18 protein-coding genes and 1 riboswitch are annotated in these 16,663 nt (G+C 45.1%); of the genes, 6 read left to right on the top strand and 12 right to left on the bottom strand.

Annotated features, from left to right (window positions below; all coding sequences use genetic code 11):
• The first annotated feature begins 164 nt into the window (after positions 1 to 164).
• Positions 165 to 872, top strand: coding sequence for a DsbA family oxidoreductase (locus BMZ28_RS01010; RefSeq protein ID WP_047780099.1), 708 nt, complete (start codon positions 165 to 167; stop codon positions 870 to 872).
• Between the two features lie 313 nt (positions 873 to 1,185).
• Here the strand turns inward: BMZ28_RS01010 and BMZ28_RS01005 are convergent, their stop codons facing one another.
• The 4 genes from BMZ28_RS01005 to thiB form a co-directional block, all read right to left on the bottom strand.
• On the bottom strand, positions 1,186 to 1,626 hold the full coding sequence (locus BMZ28_RS01005) for a DUF1090 domain-containing protein (protein ID WP_047780100.1): 441 nt from the start codon (positions 1,624 to 1,626) through the stop codon (positions 1,186 to 1,188).
• Positions 1,627 to 1,708: 82 nt separating this feature from the next.
• A complete protein-coding gene (gene thiQ, locus BMZ28_RS01000; protein WP_047780101.1) occupies positions 1,709 to 2,410 on the bottom strand; it encodes a thiamine ABC transporter ATP-binding protein ThiQ in 702 nt (233 codons plus the stop codon).
• Positions 2,394 to 4,001 (bottom strand): thiamine/thiamine pyrophosphate ABC transporter permease ThiP, encoded by a 1,608-nt coding sequence (thiP, locus tag BMZ28_RS00995; RefSeq protein WP_074820134.1) that lies wholly within the window; start codon positions 3,999 to 4,001, stop codon positions 2,394 to 2,396. The genes thiQ and thiP overlap by 17 nt, the downstream gene beginning before the upstream one ends.
• On the bottom strand, positions 3,977 to 4,984 hold the full coding sequence (gene thiB, locus BMZ28_RS00990; protein WP_074820132.1) for a thiamine ABC transporter substrate binding subunit: 1,008 nt from the start codon (positions 4,982 to 4,984) through the stop codon (positions 3,977 to 3,979). Before thiB ends, thiP begins: the two co-directional genes overlap by 25 nt.
• Before the next feature lie 79 nt (positions 4,985 to 5,063).
• A riboswitch (TPP riboswitch) is annotated at positions 5,064 to 5,182 on the bottom strand.
• A gap of 141 nt (positions 5,183 to 5,323) precedes the next feature.
• Between thiB and BMZ28_RS00985 the strand changes: the two genes are divergently transcribed.
• Positions 5,324 to 6,019, top strand: coding sequence for a DJ-1/PfpI family protein (locus BMZ28_RS00985; protein WP_074820130.1), 696 nt, complete (start codon positions 5,324 to 5,326; stop codon positions 6,017 to 6,019).
• Positions 6,020 to 6,047: 28 nt separating this feature from the next.
• Here the strand turns inward: BMZ28_RS00985 and BMZ28_RS00980 are convergent, their stop codons facing one another.
• Positions 6,048 to 6,764 (bottom strand): DUF554 domain-containing protein, encoded by a 717-nt coding sequence (locus BMZ28_RS00980; protein ID WP_047780105.1) that lies wholly within the window; start codon positions 6,762 to 6,764, stop codon positions 6,048 to 6,050.
• A 710-nt stretch (positions 6,765 to 7,474) separates the two neighbouring features.
• On the opposite strand from BMZ28_RS00980, the gene BMZ28_RS00970 reads away from it, so the two are divergent.
• Entirely contained in the window at positions 7,475 to 7,774 is a 300-nt protein-coding gene (locus BMZ28_RS00970; RefSeq protein WP_074820126.1) for a DUF5862 family protein, read from the top strand.
• 102 nt (positions 7,775 to 7,876) lie between these two features.
• Positions 7,877 to 8,203, top strand: coding sequence for a DUF5862 family protein (locus BMZ28_RS00965; protein WP_074820124.1), 327 nt, complete (start codon positions 7,877 to 7,879; stop codon positions 8,201 to 8,203).
• A gap of 85 nt (positions 8,204 to 8,288) precedes the next feature.
• On the opposite strand, the gene flhA is transcribed toward BMZ28_RS00965, so the two are convergent.
• From flhA to BMZ28_RS00930, 7 genes are read right to left on the bottom strand one after another with little or no spacing between them, the layout of a single operon-like run.
• Positions 8,289 to 10,385: a flagellar biosynthesis protein FlhA gene (flhA, locus tag BMZ28_RS00960; RefSeq protein WP_047780107.1), complete on the bottom strand. Its 2,097-nt coding sequence runs from the start codon at positions 10,383 to 10,385 to the stop codon at positions 8,289 to 8,291.
• A complete protein-coding gene (gene flhB, locus BMZ28_RS00955) occupies positions 10,378 to 11,508 on the bottom strand; it encodes a flagellar biosynthesis protein FlhB (RefSeq protein WP_074820122.1) in 1,131 nt (376 codons plus the stop codon). The genes flhA and flhB overlap by 8 nt, the downstream gene beginning before the upstream one ends.
• A complete protein-coding gene (fliR, locus tag BMZ28_RS00950) occupies positions 11,501 to 12,280 on the bottom strand; it encodes a flagellar biosynthetic protein FliR (protein ID WP_074820120.1) in 780 nt (259 codons plus the stop codon). The genes flhB and fliR overlap by 8 nt, the downstream gene beginning before the upstream one ends.
• 8 nt (positions 12,281 to 12,288) lie before the next feature.
• Positions 12,289 to 12,561, bottom strand: a complete 273-nt coding sequence (gene fliQ / locus BMZ28_RS00945; protein WP_047780110.1) for a flagellar biosynthesis protein FliQ — start codon at positions 12,559 to 12,561, stop codon at positions 12,289 to 12,291.
• Between the two features lie 2 nt (positions 12,562 to 12,563).
• Entirely contained in the window at positions 12,564 to 13,373 is an 810-nt protein-coding gene (fliP, locus tag BMZ28_RS00940) for a flagellar type III secretion system pore protein FliP (RefSeq protein WP_083399608.1), read from the bottom strand.
• Entirely contained in the window at positions 13,370 to 13,762 is a 393-nt protein-coding gene (gene fliN, locus BMZ28_RS00935; RefSeq protein WP_074820118.1) for a flagellar motor switch protein FliN, read from the bottom strand. Before fliN ends, fliP begins: the two co-directional genes overlap by 4 nt.
• Positions 13,755 to 14,633, bottom strand: a complete 879-nt coding sequence (locus BMZ28_RS00930; RefSeq protein ID WP_047780112.1) for a FliM/FliN family flagellar motor switch protein — start codon at positions 14,631 to 14,633, stop codon at positions 13,755 to 13,757. The genes fliN and BMZ28_RS00930 overlap by 8 nt, the downstream gene beginning before the upstream one ends.
• A gap of 576 nt (positions 14,634 to 15,209) precedes the next feature.
• Between BMZ28_RS00930 and BMZ28_RS00925 the strand changes: the two genes are divergently transcribed.
• Together BMZ28_RS00925 and fliE are read left to right on the top strand one after the other, a co-directional pair.
• Positions 15,210 to 16,232, top strand: a complete 1,023-nt coding sequence (locus tag BMZ28_RS00925; protein WP_047780113.1) for a sigma-54 interaction domain-containing protein — start codon at positions 15,210 to 15,212, stop codon at positions 16,230 to 16,232.
• Positions 16,233 to 16,305: 73 nt separating this feature from the next.
• Complete coding sequence (fliE, locus tag BMZ28_RS00920; RefSeq protein WP_047780114.1) at positions 16,306 to 16,659, top strand: flagellar hook-basal body complex protein FliE; 354 nt, start codon at positions 16,306 to 16,308, stop codon at positions 16,657 to 16,659.
• Positions 16,660 to 16,663 lie beyond the last annotated feature (4 nt).

The following is a 16,663-nucleotide window of genomic DNA, read 5'->3' as shown; positions in this document are numbered from 1 at the left end:
AAATCAGTTTTTATAGATATATCAATCGGATTAAGGCTTTTAATCCGAACGACTCAATAACTTCAGCATAAAAGCGCCAAACTGTGTTTTTATCCGCTCGTTAATTGATCGGAGAATTTTCTGGATCCGCGATTTACCGATCTGTTGTAAGGAATAGAGATATTATGAAAATACAAATATGGTCCGATTTTTCCTGTCCGTTTTGCTATATCGGTAAGCACCATCTTAATAAAGCGATGGCGTCTTTTGCCGGGAAAGAGGGGGTTGAGGTGGTTCTACGCAGTTTTGAACTCGATCCCGATGCGCCAAAGCAGAGCCAGAATAATATATATACCAACCTGTCGGAAAAATATGACATGAGCGTGCAGGAAGCCAGAGAGATGACGCAGCATATTAGCCAACAGGGTAAACAGGCTGGGCTGGATTTTCATTTTGATACCTTGGTTCCTACCAATACCTTTGATGCCCATCGGCTACTACATTATGCGGCCGAGCAGGGTGCAATGGAGGCGATCGGTGAAATGCTATTTAAGGCGCTGTTTACCGACTCGGCTAATTTAGCCGATCGTGAAACGCTGGTGAATTTAGCGGTGCAGGCTGGTTTGGATGGGAGCGAAGTCACAAACGTGCTGAATTCAGACCGCTATGCGGACAAGGTTCGGGAAGATGAGTCCTTGGCTCGTCAGCTAAAAATTACCTCGGTCCCTTTTTTCGTGTTTGATAATAAATATGCGTTATCAGGCGCGCAGCCAGTAAGTGCCTTTAGTGAAGTGTTGGTAAAAGTTCAGGAAGAGGCGCAACGCTTGTCAGAGGTGGAGAGTCAGCATTATGGTCATGGACCGTCGTGCTCCGATGGCGAATGTAAAAGTTAAGGGCGACAGTCTGATTGTGAGTAGGGCTTGAGTGAATTTGAACGGTTGCCATTCTGGCATGCCATTATTACGTTATTTCGGTGAAAACCGAAATCCAGTTTTTAGCTTAATATCCACACTGGGCTGAAGAACGAGGTCCCCGCTTTCGCAGGGATGACGGTATAAATGCGGGAATGACAATATAAATAATCGTCAGAAATTCATGCTTATTTTTCAGGGGAAGCCATTCACTCGGTGAATATTTGCTACTCCTGCGGCTACGCGTGCTGGGATGGCGGGGGTAAAGACGCCATCAACAGTCAACGCTGACAAATTATCCTTTTAACCCGGCTAACTCCGCGCGTGCTTCGGTGAGTTCGGCTTCCAGTTCAGTGATATCACCTTTTTTCTGCGCAATTTTTTTGTCGTATTTAGCGACTTTCTTGCTATTGCCTGCTGATTGCGCTTGTTGCTTGTCGGCTTCAATCTTAGCGATATCTTGCTGTTTTTCAGCAATCTTCTGTTCTAATTTAGTGGCTTTTTCCTGTGCACTCTTAATTAAACCTTCGGTAGTGCAGTTGGCGCCTAACTGCGCTAATGCCGTTTCCAGGCCGGCAACACGATGGCTATTGTTATGTGCTTTTGCCTGAACAATTTGGTTTTCTATTTCTGCGCGTTTCGCCGCACAATCGTTACCTGCGGCACTGGCGTGACCTGCACTAAAGGCGAATACTAAAGGCAGTACGGTTAATTTAGCCAACGTTTTTACGTTCATTGTCTTTCCTTATCAATGTATCAAACAGGTATGTGATGGGTAGGCTGAACATTGCTGCTTCTGGCCTATACCGGAAACGATTCTATTGCTGCAATACGCCTAAAATTCTGGCTGCATCGGCTTTTCCTGCCAGTAAATCTGTGGTTGAGCCGTCATAGGCAATATTTCCATCCACAACCAATAGGGTTCTGGCGGCAATTCGTGTTGCGTCCTCCAGATTATGTGACACCATCAGAAGCGTCAATAATTGTTCGTCACAGACCTCCTCCAACAGTGACAACATATCGTAACGCAAAGCTGGATCGAGGGCTGAGAAAGGCTCATCCAGCAGTAAAATCGGTTTATCACGCACTAAACAACGAGCCAGTGCTGCTCTTTGCCTTTGTCCGCCAGAAAGTTGGGAAGGTAAGCGATCGAGGTAGTCAATTAAGCCAATGCGTTGGCAGATCGCCAGACGCTTTTGCTGTTGTTCAGCGCTGAGCCTTAGACCGGGGTCTAACCCCAGCCCAATATTTTGCTCAACGGTAAGATGAGCAAACAGATTGTTCTCTTGAAACAGCATCGATACCGGGCGTAGTGACGGCGGAGTATGGCTATGATCCTGATTATTCAACAGCAGGGTTCCACTTTCAGCCATGACAAAGCCGGCGATCAGATGAAGAAGGGTGCTTTTTCCTGCCCCGCTAGGGCCCAGAATCGCCACCCGTTCACCAGCGCTCACCTTAAGGTCGAAGCACATCGCCAGTGGGGGATAAAGATAACTTAGTTTATTCAGTGTGATCATGGCGTCCGGGTAATCGTTCAATCAGAGTAAACAGCAAAAAGCACAGTATCAGCAAAATTAGCGCAGTCACTGCGCCTGATTCGCTACGATAGTTGCCCAACTGCTGATAAAGATAATAGGGTAATGTACGGAATTGTTCATTGCCGAATAGGGCAATAACCCCAAAATCCCCAATTGATAACACGCTGGCAAAGGCAAGAGCCTGAGCAATGGGGCGTTTCAGGGCTTTTAATTCTATCCAGCGCAAACGGTTCCAGCCGCTGAGGCCAAGAGACTGACTAAGTAAAGTATAGCGTTCAGCCAAATCGCGCATTGGGTTTTCTAATACTTTTAATGCGTAAGGAATAGCCATCAGGGCGTTGGTGAATATCACAATGCCATCGGCGGATTCAGGCAAGCCAACGCTATTATTGAGCAGAAGAAAGAAGCCAGTGGCTAATACAATCGCGGGCATTGCTAAAATAGCCATGCCACTAATTTCCAGTCTGGCGCCCCAAGGGTTATGGCGCAGTTTTAGTTCACGACTGCTCCATAACAGCATCATGGTTAATATCAGGCTAAGTACCCCGGAACCGGCAGCAATGCGTAATGACGTAGCTAATGCTTGCCAAAGAGCGGGCTGGCTGAGTACGTTACCGATGGTACTGTTGATGCCATCGATAATGACCGCTAATAAAGGCGGCATTAATAAACACAGGGTAAAGGCAATCAGCAGACTATCAATGATTTTTCCCATTGCAGAGTCCTGAGGATCTCGCCACTTTTGACCATAGGTGGTTCCCACTGGCAGTGAAGGATTCAGACGTTGACTAAGCAACACGATTCCCAGACAAAAGGTTAATTGAATCAGACCGAGCAGTGCTGCCCGTTGCGGATCAAAATCATAATGTAATGATTGATAGATAGCCAATTCAATAGTGGTCGCTTGCGGCCCACCGCCCAGAGAAAGTACGGTAGCGAAGCTGGCAAAGCACAGCATAAAGATTAAGGCACCGGTAGGTAGAATCTGTCGCCGTAATGCTGGCCATTCCACAAAACGAAAACGCTGCCATGTATTCATGCCTAACTGTGCGGCTAATTGTCGTTGTTCAACGGCAATGGTTTCCAGTGATTGAAGAAGTAGACGGGTAGCCAGCGGCAAATTAAAGAACGCGTGGGCTAATAAAATGCCCTGTAGCCCATAGGGTGAGAATTGGTAATCAAGGCCAATAAAATGACATAGCTGCGCCAACCAGCCTTGACGGCCATAAACGCTTAACAACCCAAAAACGGCCACCAATACTGGCAGAACCAACGTCATAGCGCACAAGCGTAGCAAGATGGCTCTGCCCATAAAGCGGCGGCGATACAACGCTCCGGCAATAAATATCGCCGGAATCAAGGAAATCATCGCGGATAAAAACGCTTGCCAAAAGGTAAAACGAATGACGTGCCATAAATAGCGGTCATTCAACAGTTGGCCGACATTACCCGGAGGAGAATAAACCCAGAGCGCGATAAACGCCGAGAGCGCGATGCCAAGAATCAGCATCGCAGCAATCAGGCCAGGCCATAGCCAAGGTGCGATTAACGGCTGACGGCGTTCTGCCATACCTGAATCCATGAGCGACGAGACTGAGCCACTTCTTGAGGGCTAAATTCCAGCGTAGTGACGGGTTTGGGCGTCTCAATAAATGCTTCTGGTAATGGGATATCAATCACCGGATACATCCAATTGGTGGTGGGAATTTGGCTTTGGAATGCAGGCGTAGTGATAAATGCCATAAATTCGGCAGCCAGTTTAGGTTGTTTGCTGCTGGCCAGCTGTCCGGCAATCTCAACTTGCAAGTAATGGCCTTCACTGAATGGTGCAGCGACATAACGATGATCTTTTTCTTCAATCACATGATAAGCAGGAGAAGTGGTATAACTGAGCACCAGATCGGCTTCTCCTTTTAAAAACAGGCCATAGGCGTCGCTCCAGCCTTTGGTTACCGTGACCGTTTTTTTAGCCAGTTGCTGCCAGGCTTGTGGCGCTTGATCGCCATAAACTTTTTGTATCCACAGCAGTAAACCCTGGCCGGGGGTACTGGTGCGCGGATCCTGATAAATTACTCGCCACTTTTCCGGGCTTTCAATTAACTCATGCAGGCTTTTAGGTGGATTTTTCAGAGTTTGCTGGTTATAAACAAAAGCGAAGTAACCGTAATCATAGGGAATGAACGTATCATCTTGCCAGCCGCCGGGCAGGGTCAGTGAGTGGGTATTCACATTCTGCTGATGTGGAGCAAACAGGCCGGATTGTTTTGCCGCAGTGAGTAAGTTGTTATCCAACCCTAGTACCACGTCAGCCGGGCTATTTTTCCCTTCCATTCTGAGTCGGTTAAGTAGCGAAACGCCATCGGCCAAAGCAACAAACTTCAGATTGCACTGGCACTGTTGTTCAAATATCTCTTTGATTTTAGGTCCCGGGCCCCAATCCGAAGCAAACGAATCGTAGGTATAGACCGTCAGCGTGGGTTTGCTTTGCTCGGCATTCGCCCATACCTGTGTGGTGATTAACAGCAGGGTTGCAGCAATCAGTTTCTTCAACACGTTGTGCTCCTATACAGCAAAATAATGGGTCAGGAACAAAGGTCTTTGAGCGAGGAAACCATTCAAGGGTAGCGCGGATGATGAATGGGTTCTCAAATCCCTCCGCCGGTATTAACCGGATCAGGTTCTACGGGTATGGTTCAGGATTTATCAGCCCAAATGCATTCTCAGCTTTAACAAGCACCCCGTTGAGAAGGGGCTATTGTAGAGACTCTTGAGGTTAGGTGAAAGGATATTATGACGGTGAGTGAATACTGACATAGGACGGATTGTTATTTGATACAGATTAGTGTTATTTAGAGGGAAACGCCCGTCTTCTGAGTAAGTAGGAAAACCGTGATGAATAAAGCCACTCTCAATGTTGTAATGCTGATTTATCCTAATATGACGCAATTGGATTTAACGGGCCCATTTGAGGTGTTTTCCAGTTTTAAAGAGTTACAGATTCATTTGGTGTGGAAGGATATGGCACCGGTCAGGGATGTTAACGGTTTGGCGATTTTGCCCACGGTGAGTATGGCGCAGTGTCCGCAGGCGGATATTTTGTTTGTCCCGGGAGGGGCTGGTCAGTTGCCACTGATGGAGGATGAGGAAGTACTAACTTTCTTACGAGGCCAGGCGCAAACGGCACTGTATGTCACTTCAGTGTGTACCGGTTCACTGATTCTGGCGGCGGCCGGATTACTTACCGGCTATCGTGCGACTTGTCATTGGCTTTCTCTGAATCAGCTGGCTTTTTTTAACGTTGAGCCGGTTAATCAGCGGGTGGTTATCGATGGTAATCGGGTGACGGGGGCTGGGGTAACGTCGGGCATTGATTTTGCTTTGTCACTAATGGCGGAAGTGTTTGGTACTGAACGGGCTAAGTTGGCGCAGCTCAGGATGGAATATGACCCGGCTCCACCGTTTATTGGCGGTTCGCCGGCTAAAGCAGAACCAGAGTTAGTGGCTCAGGTTAGGGATTTAACCTGTTCTTTTCAGCAGCAGCGTGAGCAGATAGCTAAAAAGGTTGCCGCTAAACTGATTCAACCTTAAGTCGGGGAAAGAGAACTCTCTTGTTATGTCATCCCATAAATCTATGCCAATACAGAGATATGGGAATAATAATCAGCAATGCTGGCAAAAAGTTAACCACGGCGAAGGTCTTAATTTGGGCGATGCGCAAGCCAACGGCAATCATAATAATGCCACCGCAGGCTGAAAAGTCTCCCAGCGTGATCTCGTTCATATAGGGCATGATAAGACGGGCGGAGAAGTAGAGCAGGCTTTGGATGAGTAACTGGGGGAAGGCGATTGACATCACAGCGGCACCCAGCGTGGTAGCGAAAATCATGGCGGTAAAGATATCCAGCAATGATTTGACCAGCAAGAGCTGATAGTTACCGGTCATCCCTTCGGTTAATGCACCAACCACGCCGGTTCCTCCGGCACAAAACAGCACGATCAGAGCGGTAAAGTTTTGGCTATAAAGTTCAGGCGTCATATTATGATTGCGCACCGGCAGAATTCGAGCCAACACGCGTTGAATAAAGCTGCCAAATCGTTGAACGCCTTTTTCCATAAAACACAGTTCACCAATAGCTAAACCGAGTATTAGCGCCAGAGCGACGGCGGGTAATTGTTGCACCTTAATCGTCATCACCACCCCCATGGCGATGGATATCATGGCAAAAGCGGCAGGTAGGCCATCTCTTAAACGTTGGGGTATCACCGGGGCTAATAGCAAGCCAAGCCCGCCACCGATAAAGACGGCGGCGCTATTTAGTAACGGACCTGTCATTTATTCTCCTTAAATTGGTTGAAGGTGCTCACCTTGCCTTGTTAGATGCTGTTGTTAAGTCAGGTGATGGTATCATCGTGCTCGACAATCGTTTGTTTTTATCGCTGACGATATCTATATGGTCGACCATAGCGAAATGCGCGATGTTGGGTTGTAAAGAGAAGAAATGATACTCCGTTTAGGCCAGGGATTTATATCGTAATATGGTGAGGTTTTTGTTTAATGCGATAAATAAAAAACTATTGGCATAGGATTATTTGTGTATATACATTGTTATGGTTATATTTTTATTTAATTATTGTTTTTCCATGGTAATTGAAAATAATGATTTCTTTCACCATTTAAATTTTAATACTTATTTTTATTTACCCTTTTGTTTTTCGGGTTTATTATTTTTCCTTATTGTTGGTAAAATGGATTTGATGCGAATTTTTAGCATTATTGTTTTATCGTTGTTAATTTCTTTCTTTTGATTTTTAAGGTTTTTGTTTAATTCCCTTATGTTTTGATAAGTAAATTCGTTTTTTTGATAAATGACTTTATGCTGAAGCTAAAACGAATGCTTAATTATTCTTGTTATTTAAATAAATAAAATAAATTCTAATAAAACAAAATAATTTTATATGGTAAAAATAGAAATTGGTCGGTCTTGTTATTAAGTCGTCCTATAACAGATGTCTAATTATATATATTTGAGAAGGGATTTTAATATGCGTGAATTACAAAACAATGAAGTTGAAATGATCAGCGGTGGTTGGACTGCTAGCGTTAATGACACTATCGAAGGTGCTGCTTGGGGCTTAGGTGACGGCCTGACTACCGGTATCGCTATTGGTGGAACTGCAACTTCTTCTGGCGGTTTAGGTTTTGGTACTCTTGCTCAAGCCGTTGGTGGTCTGTTAGTTGGTCCTCTTGTTGGCGGTATTTTTGGTACGCTGGCTGGTGCGATCTTTGGTAAAGATGAAGTGAAAGCCACTCTGGCTCACTATCGTGAAAATATCCACGGTTAATTAACTGTTGGTGTATTTGCCAATAGGCATTTTGTTTTCAGGATCCGGATAAACGTGTTTATCCGGATTTGATGATTTGTTTATTCATTAGGGATAATAACAATGCGTGAATTACAGAACAACGAAGTAGAAATGGTAAGCGGCGCCTGGACATCTGGTATTACTGATTCTATCGAAGGTTTTCTTTGGGGAGTTGGTGATGGTGTAACAACCGGTATTGCTCTCGGTGGTACTGCAACAGCTTCTGGCGGTTTAGGCTTTGGTACTCTTGCTCAAGCCGTAGGTGGTTTATTTGTTGGCCCAATCGTGGGTGGCATTTTCGGTGGTTTAGCCGGTCTGGCGTTTGGTAAAGATGAAGTGAAAAACACCTTAGCCCACTACCGTGAAAATATCGGCAGAGGCAAGGCTAGCGGACAATCAATTATCTAATTGTATTGATTAATCGTATGCAGATATTCAAACAGAGGGAATTCCCTCTGTTTTTTTATGATGAATTTTTACCGTTAAATTCCTATCAGGCTAGTGAGCCGACAATACTCAGTTCACTCTCATCCGGGACTTCATTGTAAGATAAAACGTGTAAACCGGGAGCAAACAACCGGGCATAGCGTGCCAATATTGGCCTGAGCTGTGGCGTTACCAGTAAAATAGGTTCACATCCCTGGGCTTTCATTTGCTCTTTAATCACCGGCATATTGGTTTGTAATTGAGTCAGAATATTCGGATCGACCGGGAAACTGTCCAATGCGACTTTACCGGATTGCTGCGCCTGATTTAACGAACTCAATAACATATTTTCCAGTGCATTATCGATGGTATAGGTCGCCAGTTTTTTGCGATCCTGATTCAGTCCATAGACGATAGCGCGACGTAAGGCATAACGCACATCCGATGCTAACAGAATCGGATCTTTGGTGACGGTAGAACTCTCCAACAGGGTTGAACTAATGGTCACAATATCTTTCAGGGAAACCTGTTCGACCAGCAACTGGCGATAGATTCGTAACTGCTGACTGAAATTTAGCGCAGCGGATAAGTCTTCTGCCAATTTGGGTGCGATGGAAGATAGACGCTCATGCAAATGAGTAATGTCATCGTAGTTAAACAGGTCCGGCAGGCATTGACGTGCCACTTTATTAACATGAGTAGCCACGACGCTGGCGCAATCTACCACCTGATAACCGAGGTTCAGGGCTTTGGGTTTTTGTTCTGGCGTAATCCACGTAACGGGCATACCGTAAGCCGGATCGTTATCCAGTACACCATCGATTTCACCGTAAGTTTCCGTTGATGGAATAGCCATCATCTTGTCGGCATGAACCTCACCGGTAGCCACTTTTACGCCATTGATATGAATGGCATATTGCGCGGGTTTGAGCCGGAAATTTTCGCGAATTCTTACTTCGGGTAATAACACTCCGCAGGTTTCTGAAATGACCTGACGTACCCCGCGAATTCGCTGAGTGAGTGGATCACCCTTGGATTGATCCACCAGCGTCACCAGTTTATAACCCAGATTCAGACCAATCGGCTCAACAATGGGAATGGTATCCCAACTGACCGTTTGCGCGGTGTCCTCGGTCATGGCATTGGTAATCGCGACAAGATCTTCAACCGGGGCGGGTTTTTCTATGGCTTTACTGCGTTTCCAGGCGACAAACAGCAATACGCCAGTAAACGTTAAGAAAGCCATATGTGGCATGCCCGGCACAATCGCCAGAATAAACATGACTCCCGCAGCGGTATATAACAGCGATGGTGATGCCAGCAGTTGAGTTTTAATCTCATCGGACATATCACCGCTGTCACTTACGCGAGTAACGATGATCGCTGCCGCCGTTGATAGCAGCAATGATGGGATCTGGCCGACCAAGCCATCACCGATGGTTAACAGCACATACTGTTCAAATGCGGTGCCAGCATCCAGATTATGTTTGAAAATACCAATTAAGATACCGCCGATGACGTTAATTACCAGGATCATGATCCCGGCAATGGCATCACCGCGCACAAATTTGGAGGCGCCGTCCATTGCCCCGTAGAAGTCGGCCTCATTGGACACATCTTTACGCCGTGCTCTGGCCTGCTCTTGATTGATCAAGCCTGCGTTCAGGTCTGCGTCAATCGCCATCTGTTTACCGGGCAGGGCATCCAGTGTAAAGCGTGCAGAAACTTCAGAAATTCGCTCGGCACCTTTGGTCACCACCACAAAGTTGATGATCATCAGAATCACGAACACCACGAAACCAACCACGAAGTTGCCGCCGATCACCACCTGACCGAAGGCTTCAATCACCTTACCCGCGGCACCAACCCCTTCATGACCATTGAGTAGTACCACACGGGTTGATGCGACGTTCAGGGTCAGGCGCATCAGCGTGGTAATCAGCAAAATGGTAGGGAAAATGGCAAAATCCAGCGGACGTTTACTGTTCACGCTCACCAGCAGAACCAAAATGGCCAGCACAATATTAAAGGTGAACAGGACGTCCAGCACGATAGGCGGAAGCGGCAGAATAACCATCGCCAGTACGCACAATAGCAGAATTGGCACCCCTATGTGCCCATGCCTTAATGCGGCAAATATTCCTTTTAATGAAAACTTACTCATACTGCTTCAATACCTCGTTAGGAATGGAGATCCCAGTGTTCAGTTTGGGTTTATCAGCTTTGCCGGCTCGCCATGACTTTAATTGCAAAACGTAAGTCAATATGTAGGCGATAGCGCGATACAACTGTGCGGGAACCTGTTGATTCACGCGGGTGGTGTGATAAATCGCGCGGGCCAGCGGGGGTAACTCAACAATTTCAATTTGGTTGGTTCGGGCCACTTCACGAATATATAAAGCGACCTCATCAATACCTTTGGCAACGACGTAGGGCGCACTGGCTTTCTCCGGTTCATATTTTAATGCCACGGCGAAGTGAGTGGGGTTAGTAATAATGACATCGGCTTTGGGCACGGTTTTATTGATTTGTCCCATAGCAAACTGGCGCTGTAGCTGACGAATGCGGTTTTTAACTTCAGGTTTACCTTCACTGTTTTTATATTCGTCTTTGATTTCCTGCTTGGTCATTTTCATTTTTTTGGTAAACAGATGCTTACTCAATGGAATATCAATAAAGGCAAACAGCGCGATAGTAATCACAAAGTAGATCATGATGCTGTAGTATTCCTGAAATCCTTTCTTAATAGCATCATTCAGAAACAGTCCCTGTAGCTGCATCATGTCGCCAATCGAGCTTTGTACCATGACGTACAGCAGATAAATCAAAATGCCACATTTCAGTAGCATCTTAATCACGTCAGTCAGATGACTAGCGGAGAACAGGCGCTTAACGCCGCTGATTGGACTGAGTTTCTTAAAATCAGGAATCAGCTTGTTGGGGGTAAAGAGCCAGCCGCCGGGAACCAGCGAAGCAACAAAACAGGTCGCCGGGATAGGCAGCAATGTGGCAATAAATTTAATAATGATCATCACATTGGCCATCAAAAACTGGGCCATGGCCTCGGTGTCATCCAGCTTACCGGCCATTTTGGCAATGGTATGAAATGACTCTTCAATCAATTTACCGTAATAAGGGAAAAAGCTGGTGATGGTGAACAGTGATGCCACCAAGCCAGCCGCCATCGTCACGTCTTTTGAGCGGGGGATTTCCCCTTTTTCTCTGGCCTTACGCAGTTTTCCTGCGGTAGGTTTTTCCGACTTTTCGCCGCTGCTTTGCTCAGCCATGATTAATCCTTAGCTTATCCAATTGGTCGAGCACCATATTGGTTAGGTTGAGATAGTGGTCCGGAATATTACCGGCCAGCAACATCAGGCAAAACAGGCCAAATAACATGCTGATGGGAAAACCCAGCGAAAACAGGTTCAAGGTTGGTGAGACGCGATTAAGCAGGCCAAATACCCCCTGAACCACCAGCATAATCAGGGTGGTGGGCAGAGACAGCAATACGGCGGAGGAAATGACCCAACTCAGACCCAACACTAAAGTGTGTAGTGAAAGGTCGTTGATTGCCTGGCCAATTGGCCAATAGGTGAAGCCTTTAAACAGAATCGTGATAAATAGCAGGTGCCCATCCATCGAGAGGAACAGCAGGGCGGAAAAAATAAAAATAATCTGAGAGATAACGGTGGTTGATGCGCCGCTGTTTGGGTCGTTCATGATCGCCATACCCAAACCCATATTGAAAGACAGAATATGGCCAGCGGTTTGCAGAGCGACGAAGACAAACTGTAGCAGCGTGCCGAAAATAAAGCCCCAGATAATCTGTTCGCCAATTAAGACTAAACTGCGCACGGTGAGTAAATCGTTGAGCACTACGTTACTGGCTATCATTGGCGTCATGACAATCGCTAATACCAGCGATAGGGCCACTTTAGCCTTAAGCGGAAACGATCGTTGATCGAAAATTGGACAGAAATGGAAAAACGCCAAGATACGCACAAATGGTAGCCAGATGGCTAACATTGGTGTGATCAGCGTATTAATATCAATGCCCATTTTTCGTGTTACCCGACATACTGCGCGGCTTGATGAAACATTTCAATGGTGAAGTCGCTGAGCTTCAGCAACATCCATTTTCCACCAATGATCAATACCACCAACGTCATGACCAGACGCGGCAAAAAGCTGAGCGTCTGCTCATTGATTTGCGTGACCGCCTGAAAAATACTGACGCACAGGCCAATAAGCAGGCTGGGGATAATCGCCACCGCACAAACAATTAAGATCAGATAAATACCGCGAGAAACGATATCGGAAGCCAGATCGATCGTCATCATAGCTAAGTCGCCTGTATGCTGGCGGTGAGAGTGCCTACCGTTAATGCCCAGCCGTCACAGAGCACAAACAGCATTAGCTTAAACGGTAATGAGACAATCAGCGGTGATAGCATCATCATACCCATGGCCATCAAAACGCTGGCCACAATCATGTCGATAACCAAAAATGGGATATAAATCATAAACCCAATCTGGAAAGCGGTTTTTAGCTCACTGAGAACAAAAGCGGGAATGATAACCGACAGGCTCTGATCCTTTGGTTCGCCGGTAACTTTGGCAATATCCATGATTTGGCTTAAGGCTTTTTTACTGGTTTGAGCCAGCATAAAGGTCTTCAGTGGGGATTCGGCATTGCTCAGCGCTTGATTCAGGGTGATTTGATCGTTCTGAAATGGCTCAACCGCAGTGGTATACACCTGATCCCAAACCGGACGCATAATCAGCAGGGTTAATGCCAGAGCAATACCGGTTAGAATTTTATTCGGCGGGCTTTGTTGTAATCCCAGCGCCTGACGTAAGATGGCCAGCACAATAATAAAACGGGTAAAGCAGGTCATCATTAACAACATGATAGGCAACAGACCTAGCAGGGTCATTAAAATCAAAACCTGAATCTTTACGCTATATTCCTGACCGTTGGCCGTGGTGTTACTGCTAAATAGCGTTAGATCGCCTCCGGCAGCAAAGATTTTGCCAGAAAATAGCGCAGCCGCCAGTAAAAGCAGTAACAGCAGCCCGGTACGAAACCGGCCTGATAATAGCGTGTTTTTCCTATTCACACCGGCGAGCGTGCCAGAAGAGAGCGCTATCATAATGACAGATCACCTAAATTCTTATTGTTAAACTCAATGATGCGCAAACCGTATTTATCATTTAGTACCACCACTTCGGCTTTACCAAACTGAATACCGTTAACTTTAATATCCAACGGCTCTCCCGCGAGTTTATCCAGTTCGATAACGGAGTCACCGGTGATAGACATCAGTTCAGCCAATGAGATTTCGACCGAAGCCACTTCCAGCGTCATGGTGACCGGAATACGACTGAACAGTGACATGTTGCGTTTTTTCTCCGCCTGCGCCAGCTCTTCTGCCGATTGTCCTGCGGTGGCTAACAGCGCGTCACTGTCGGGGGACAGCATGTCATCGTCCAGATTAAAGTTAAAATCTAAATCGTTGTGATCGTCGTTGTTATCAATCATGTTTTGTCTCGTTGCTATTGTCGTTAAACTCAGAAAAGTATAATTTGCCCCGATCTTCGGCTATCACGGCGTTAAATAGCTGTTCTTTTCCGATTAACAGAGGGAAACGGTTAGGTAATGAAACCGGGATAATATCCCCGGCCGTTAGCGTCATTAATTCCGCCACGGTGAGCTGTGAGCATGACAGTCGACCAACAAGGCGTACCGGTAAACAATTAATCATGCGTTCAAGCTGCTCGTTAGAGAGGTTTTCGCTCTCTTTACGATCTTGTTCATTAGGGCGGCGTAAGGTAGCCAGCAAGCGATCGACGTGCTGATTATCCAACAGAATATGGAACTGCCCCTGATCGTACCCTTCCAGCGAAAAGGTAATTTTGTAGGACCATTTATTGATAATGGTGGAGTAATCGTTTTTGATTTCCAGCTCATCACCAAAAATACCGGGGTGTAATACCAATGATGACAGCTCAAGCCCCAGCTTGTTTTTAAGGCGTTCTTCAGTTTTAGTGATCGGTGTTTGCAGATCGGGGTGGATCTGCACATTGTCTTTACCTAATCCATAATAGTCATTAAGAATGTTAAGTAATAACATCCGATCAATATCAAAAGCGATATTACCAAACGGAGTAGAAAAGATTTGAGCATATTTATGCTCTGAATCCATATGAAAAGTAATATCATCAAGCGCGACATTGACACGATACTTTTTCAAAAAGTACGTGCTAATTTTTGCATCTAATATATCGAAGTTGTTGGTGAATATTTTAGGAACCTTATGATACGGTCGTCCTAATTTATTAACTTCCAACTTCATTATCTGAGGCAAGTCATGAATGTGAAAAATTCTACTCTTTTGCCGTTTGCGTAACATCGTTTTATCCAATAAGGGTTGCAATATATTGTTTGCGTTCTTCTCATTTCTTCCTGAATTTTTAAACAGCGAAAACAGACTGAGAAAGGTGTCTGCTGCACTTTAAGCGTTATTTTTAGATATTTTTAAATAAAAGATAGAAGAATATTTAAGTTTTCACCACACTGTGTCGTTATCAATATTTAACGGCGGTAGTGAATGCAGATTCCTTCTCTTTTATTACATTCCTGCGTAACGCCCGATATTAAACTCTCTATTAAGTCCCCGATCAATAGCATGGGACTTATTAATCTATTATTAATCCTCGCGAAATAACCATTAAAAAAATATTAATCATATAATATTCAATGACTTATTATTTAATATTTAATTAATTGAATAAAATTTGAATACTATGGTTATAATTCTGTCAATTATGTGAATATTGATTGGCTTAACTGGCATCAAAAGTTTTTTTTAAAATATTTACTTTTAGTTAAATAGAAAATATTTATATATATTCTATTTATTGTTGTTGCCTAGAGCTAAGTAATTTGGATTACAAACGGAATTGATTTGAGTCGGGTGAAATAAATTATGCATCTAAAATCAGCTATCTCAGTTAATGAGACAACTTTTGTTGCGAGCGCACCTTCAACGATTAGTCTGTTTTCTCTTGCCAAAAAAGTTGCAAAGTACAATGTCCCGGTTTTAATTACTGGTGAGACAGGAACGGGTAAAGAGTGTATTGCTAAATATATTCATCACCACGCTTTTAAAGATAATGCAGCACCTTATATTGGTGTTAACTGTGCAGCTATTCCAGAAAGTATGCTGGAGGCCATGTTATTTGGTTATGAAAAAGGCGCATTTACCGGTGCAGTGAATAGCGTAGCCGGTAAATTTGAACAGGCGAATGGCGGTACCTTATTACTGGATGAAATTGGTGATATGCCACTTTCTCTACAGGCTAAGCTATTACGTGTATTACAGGAACAAGAAGTAGAACGCTTAGGTAGCCATAAAAGAATCCCGCTGAATATTCGTTTAATTGCTTCAACCAATAAGAGTTTGGAAACTGAAATCGAGGAAGGTCGTTTCCGGCAGGATCTCTTTTATCGCTTATCCGTTGTTCCCATCCATATCACGCCGTTACGTGAACGCAGTGAAGATATCCTGCCTCTGGCTAATCGTTTTATTCGTAAATATGGCATGTTCTCTGCGGGTGGTATTCATTTATCCGAAGAGGCACAGCACCAGCTACAGCGTTATGAATGGCCGGGAAACGTACGTGAGCTGGAGAATGTGATCCAACGCGGCATCATTATGAGTAATGACAGCGTTATTCAGGTCACCGATCTGGGATTGAAGATCAATGAGGAAATGCCAATAGAAAGTGATGCAGCTCCTCAAGTCATCGTGACCCAACTGAACGAACCGGCCAGACATCTTAAAGTGCGCGGTCGCATTGCAGAGTACCAATACATTGTTGATTTATTGAAACGACATAAGGGCAACAAATCAAAGACGGCACAGTTTCTGGGCATTACGCCACGAGCGCTGCGCTATCGTTTGGCGTCTATGCGTGAACAGGGCATCGATGTGGAATGCTTTTCATAAAATCAGTTTTACTACCGGCGTTGATTAAAGCGCCAAAGATTTGCTTTATATTTCACAAAGGAAATAACCAGAAATGGATAAAATAGATTCAGTGGGTATCCAACGCTCCCAGTTAAATATGATGCAGGAAATGCAGCGCATGTCGGCCATGTCCGGTGCCGAAATTCTGCCGGCTGCGAATGTCGGTAGCGCCAGTCAGACTCAGGGTGTGGCGTTTTCCCAGGTGTTTAACGGTGCCATCAATCATGTTGATGGTATGCAGCATAAAGCCAGTGAAATGCAGACTGCCATTGACATGGGTACCAGCGATAATCTGATGGAAACCATGGTTGAAAGTCAGAAAGCCGGGATTGCTTTTTCCGCGATGATGGAAGTTCGCAATAAGTTAACCCATGCACTTGATCAAGTGATGAATATCTCGTTGTAAGGCC

Source organism: Pragia fontium DSM 5563 = ATCC 49100, from assembly GCF_900112475.1.
In the GTDB taxonomy this organism is placed as follows: domain Bacteria; phylum Pseudomonadota; class Gammaproteobacteria; order Enterobacterales; family Enterobacteriaceae; genus Pragia; species Pragia fontium.
The sequence above is the reverse complement of the archived record's forward strand: the minus strand, read 5'-3'. Positions and strand labels throughout refer to the sequence as shown.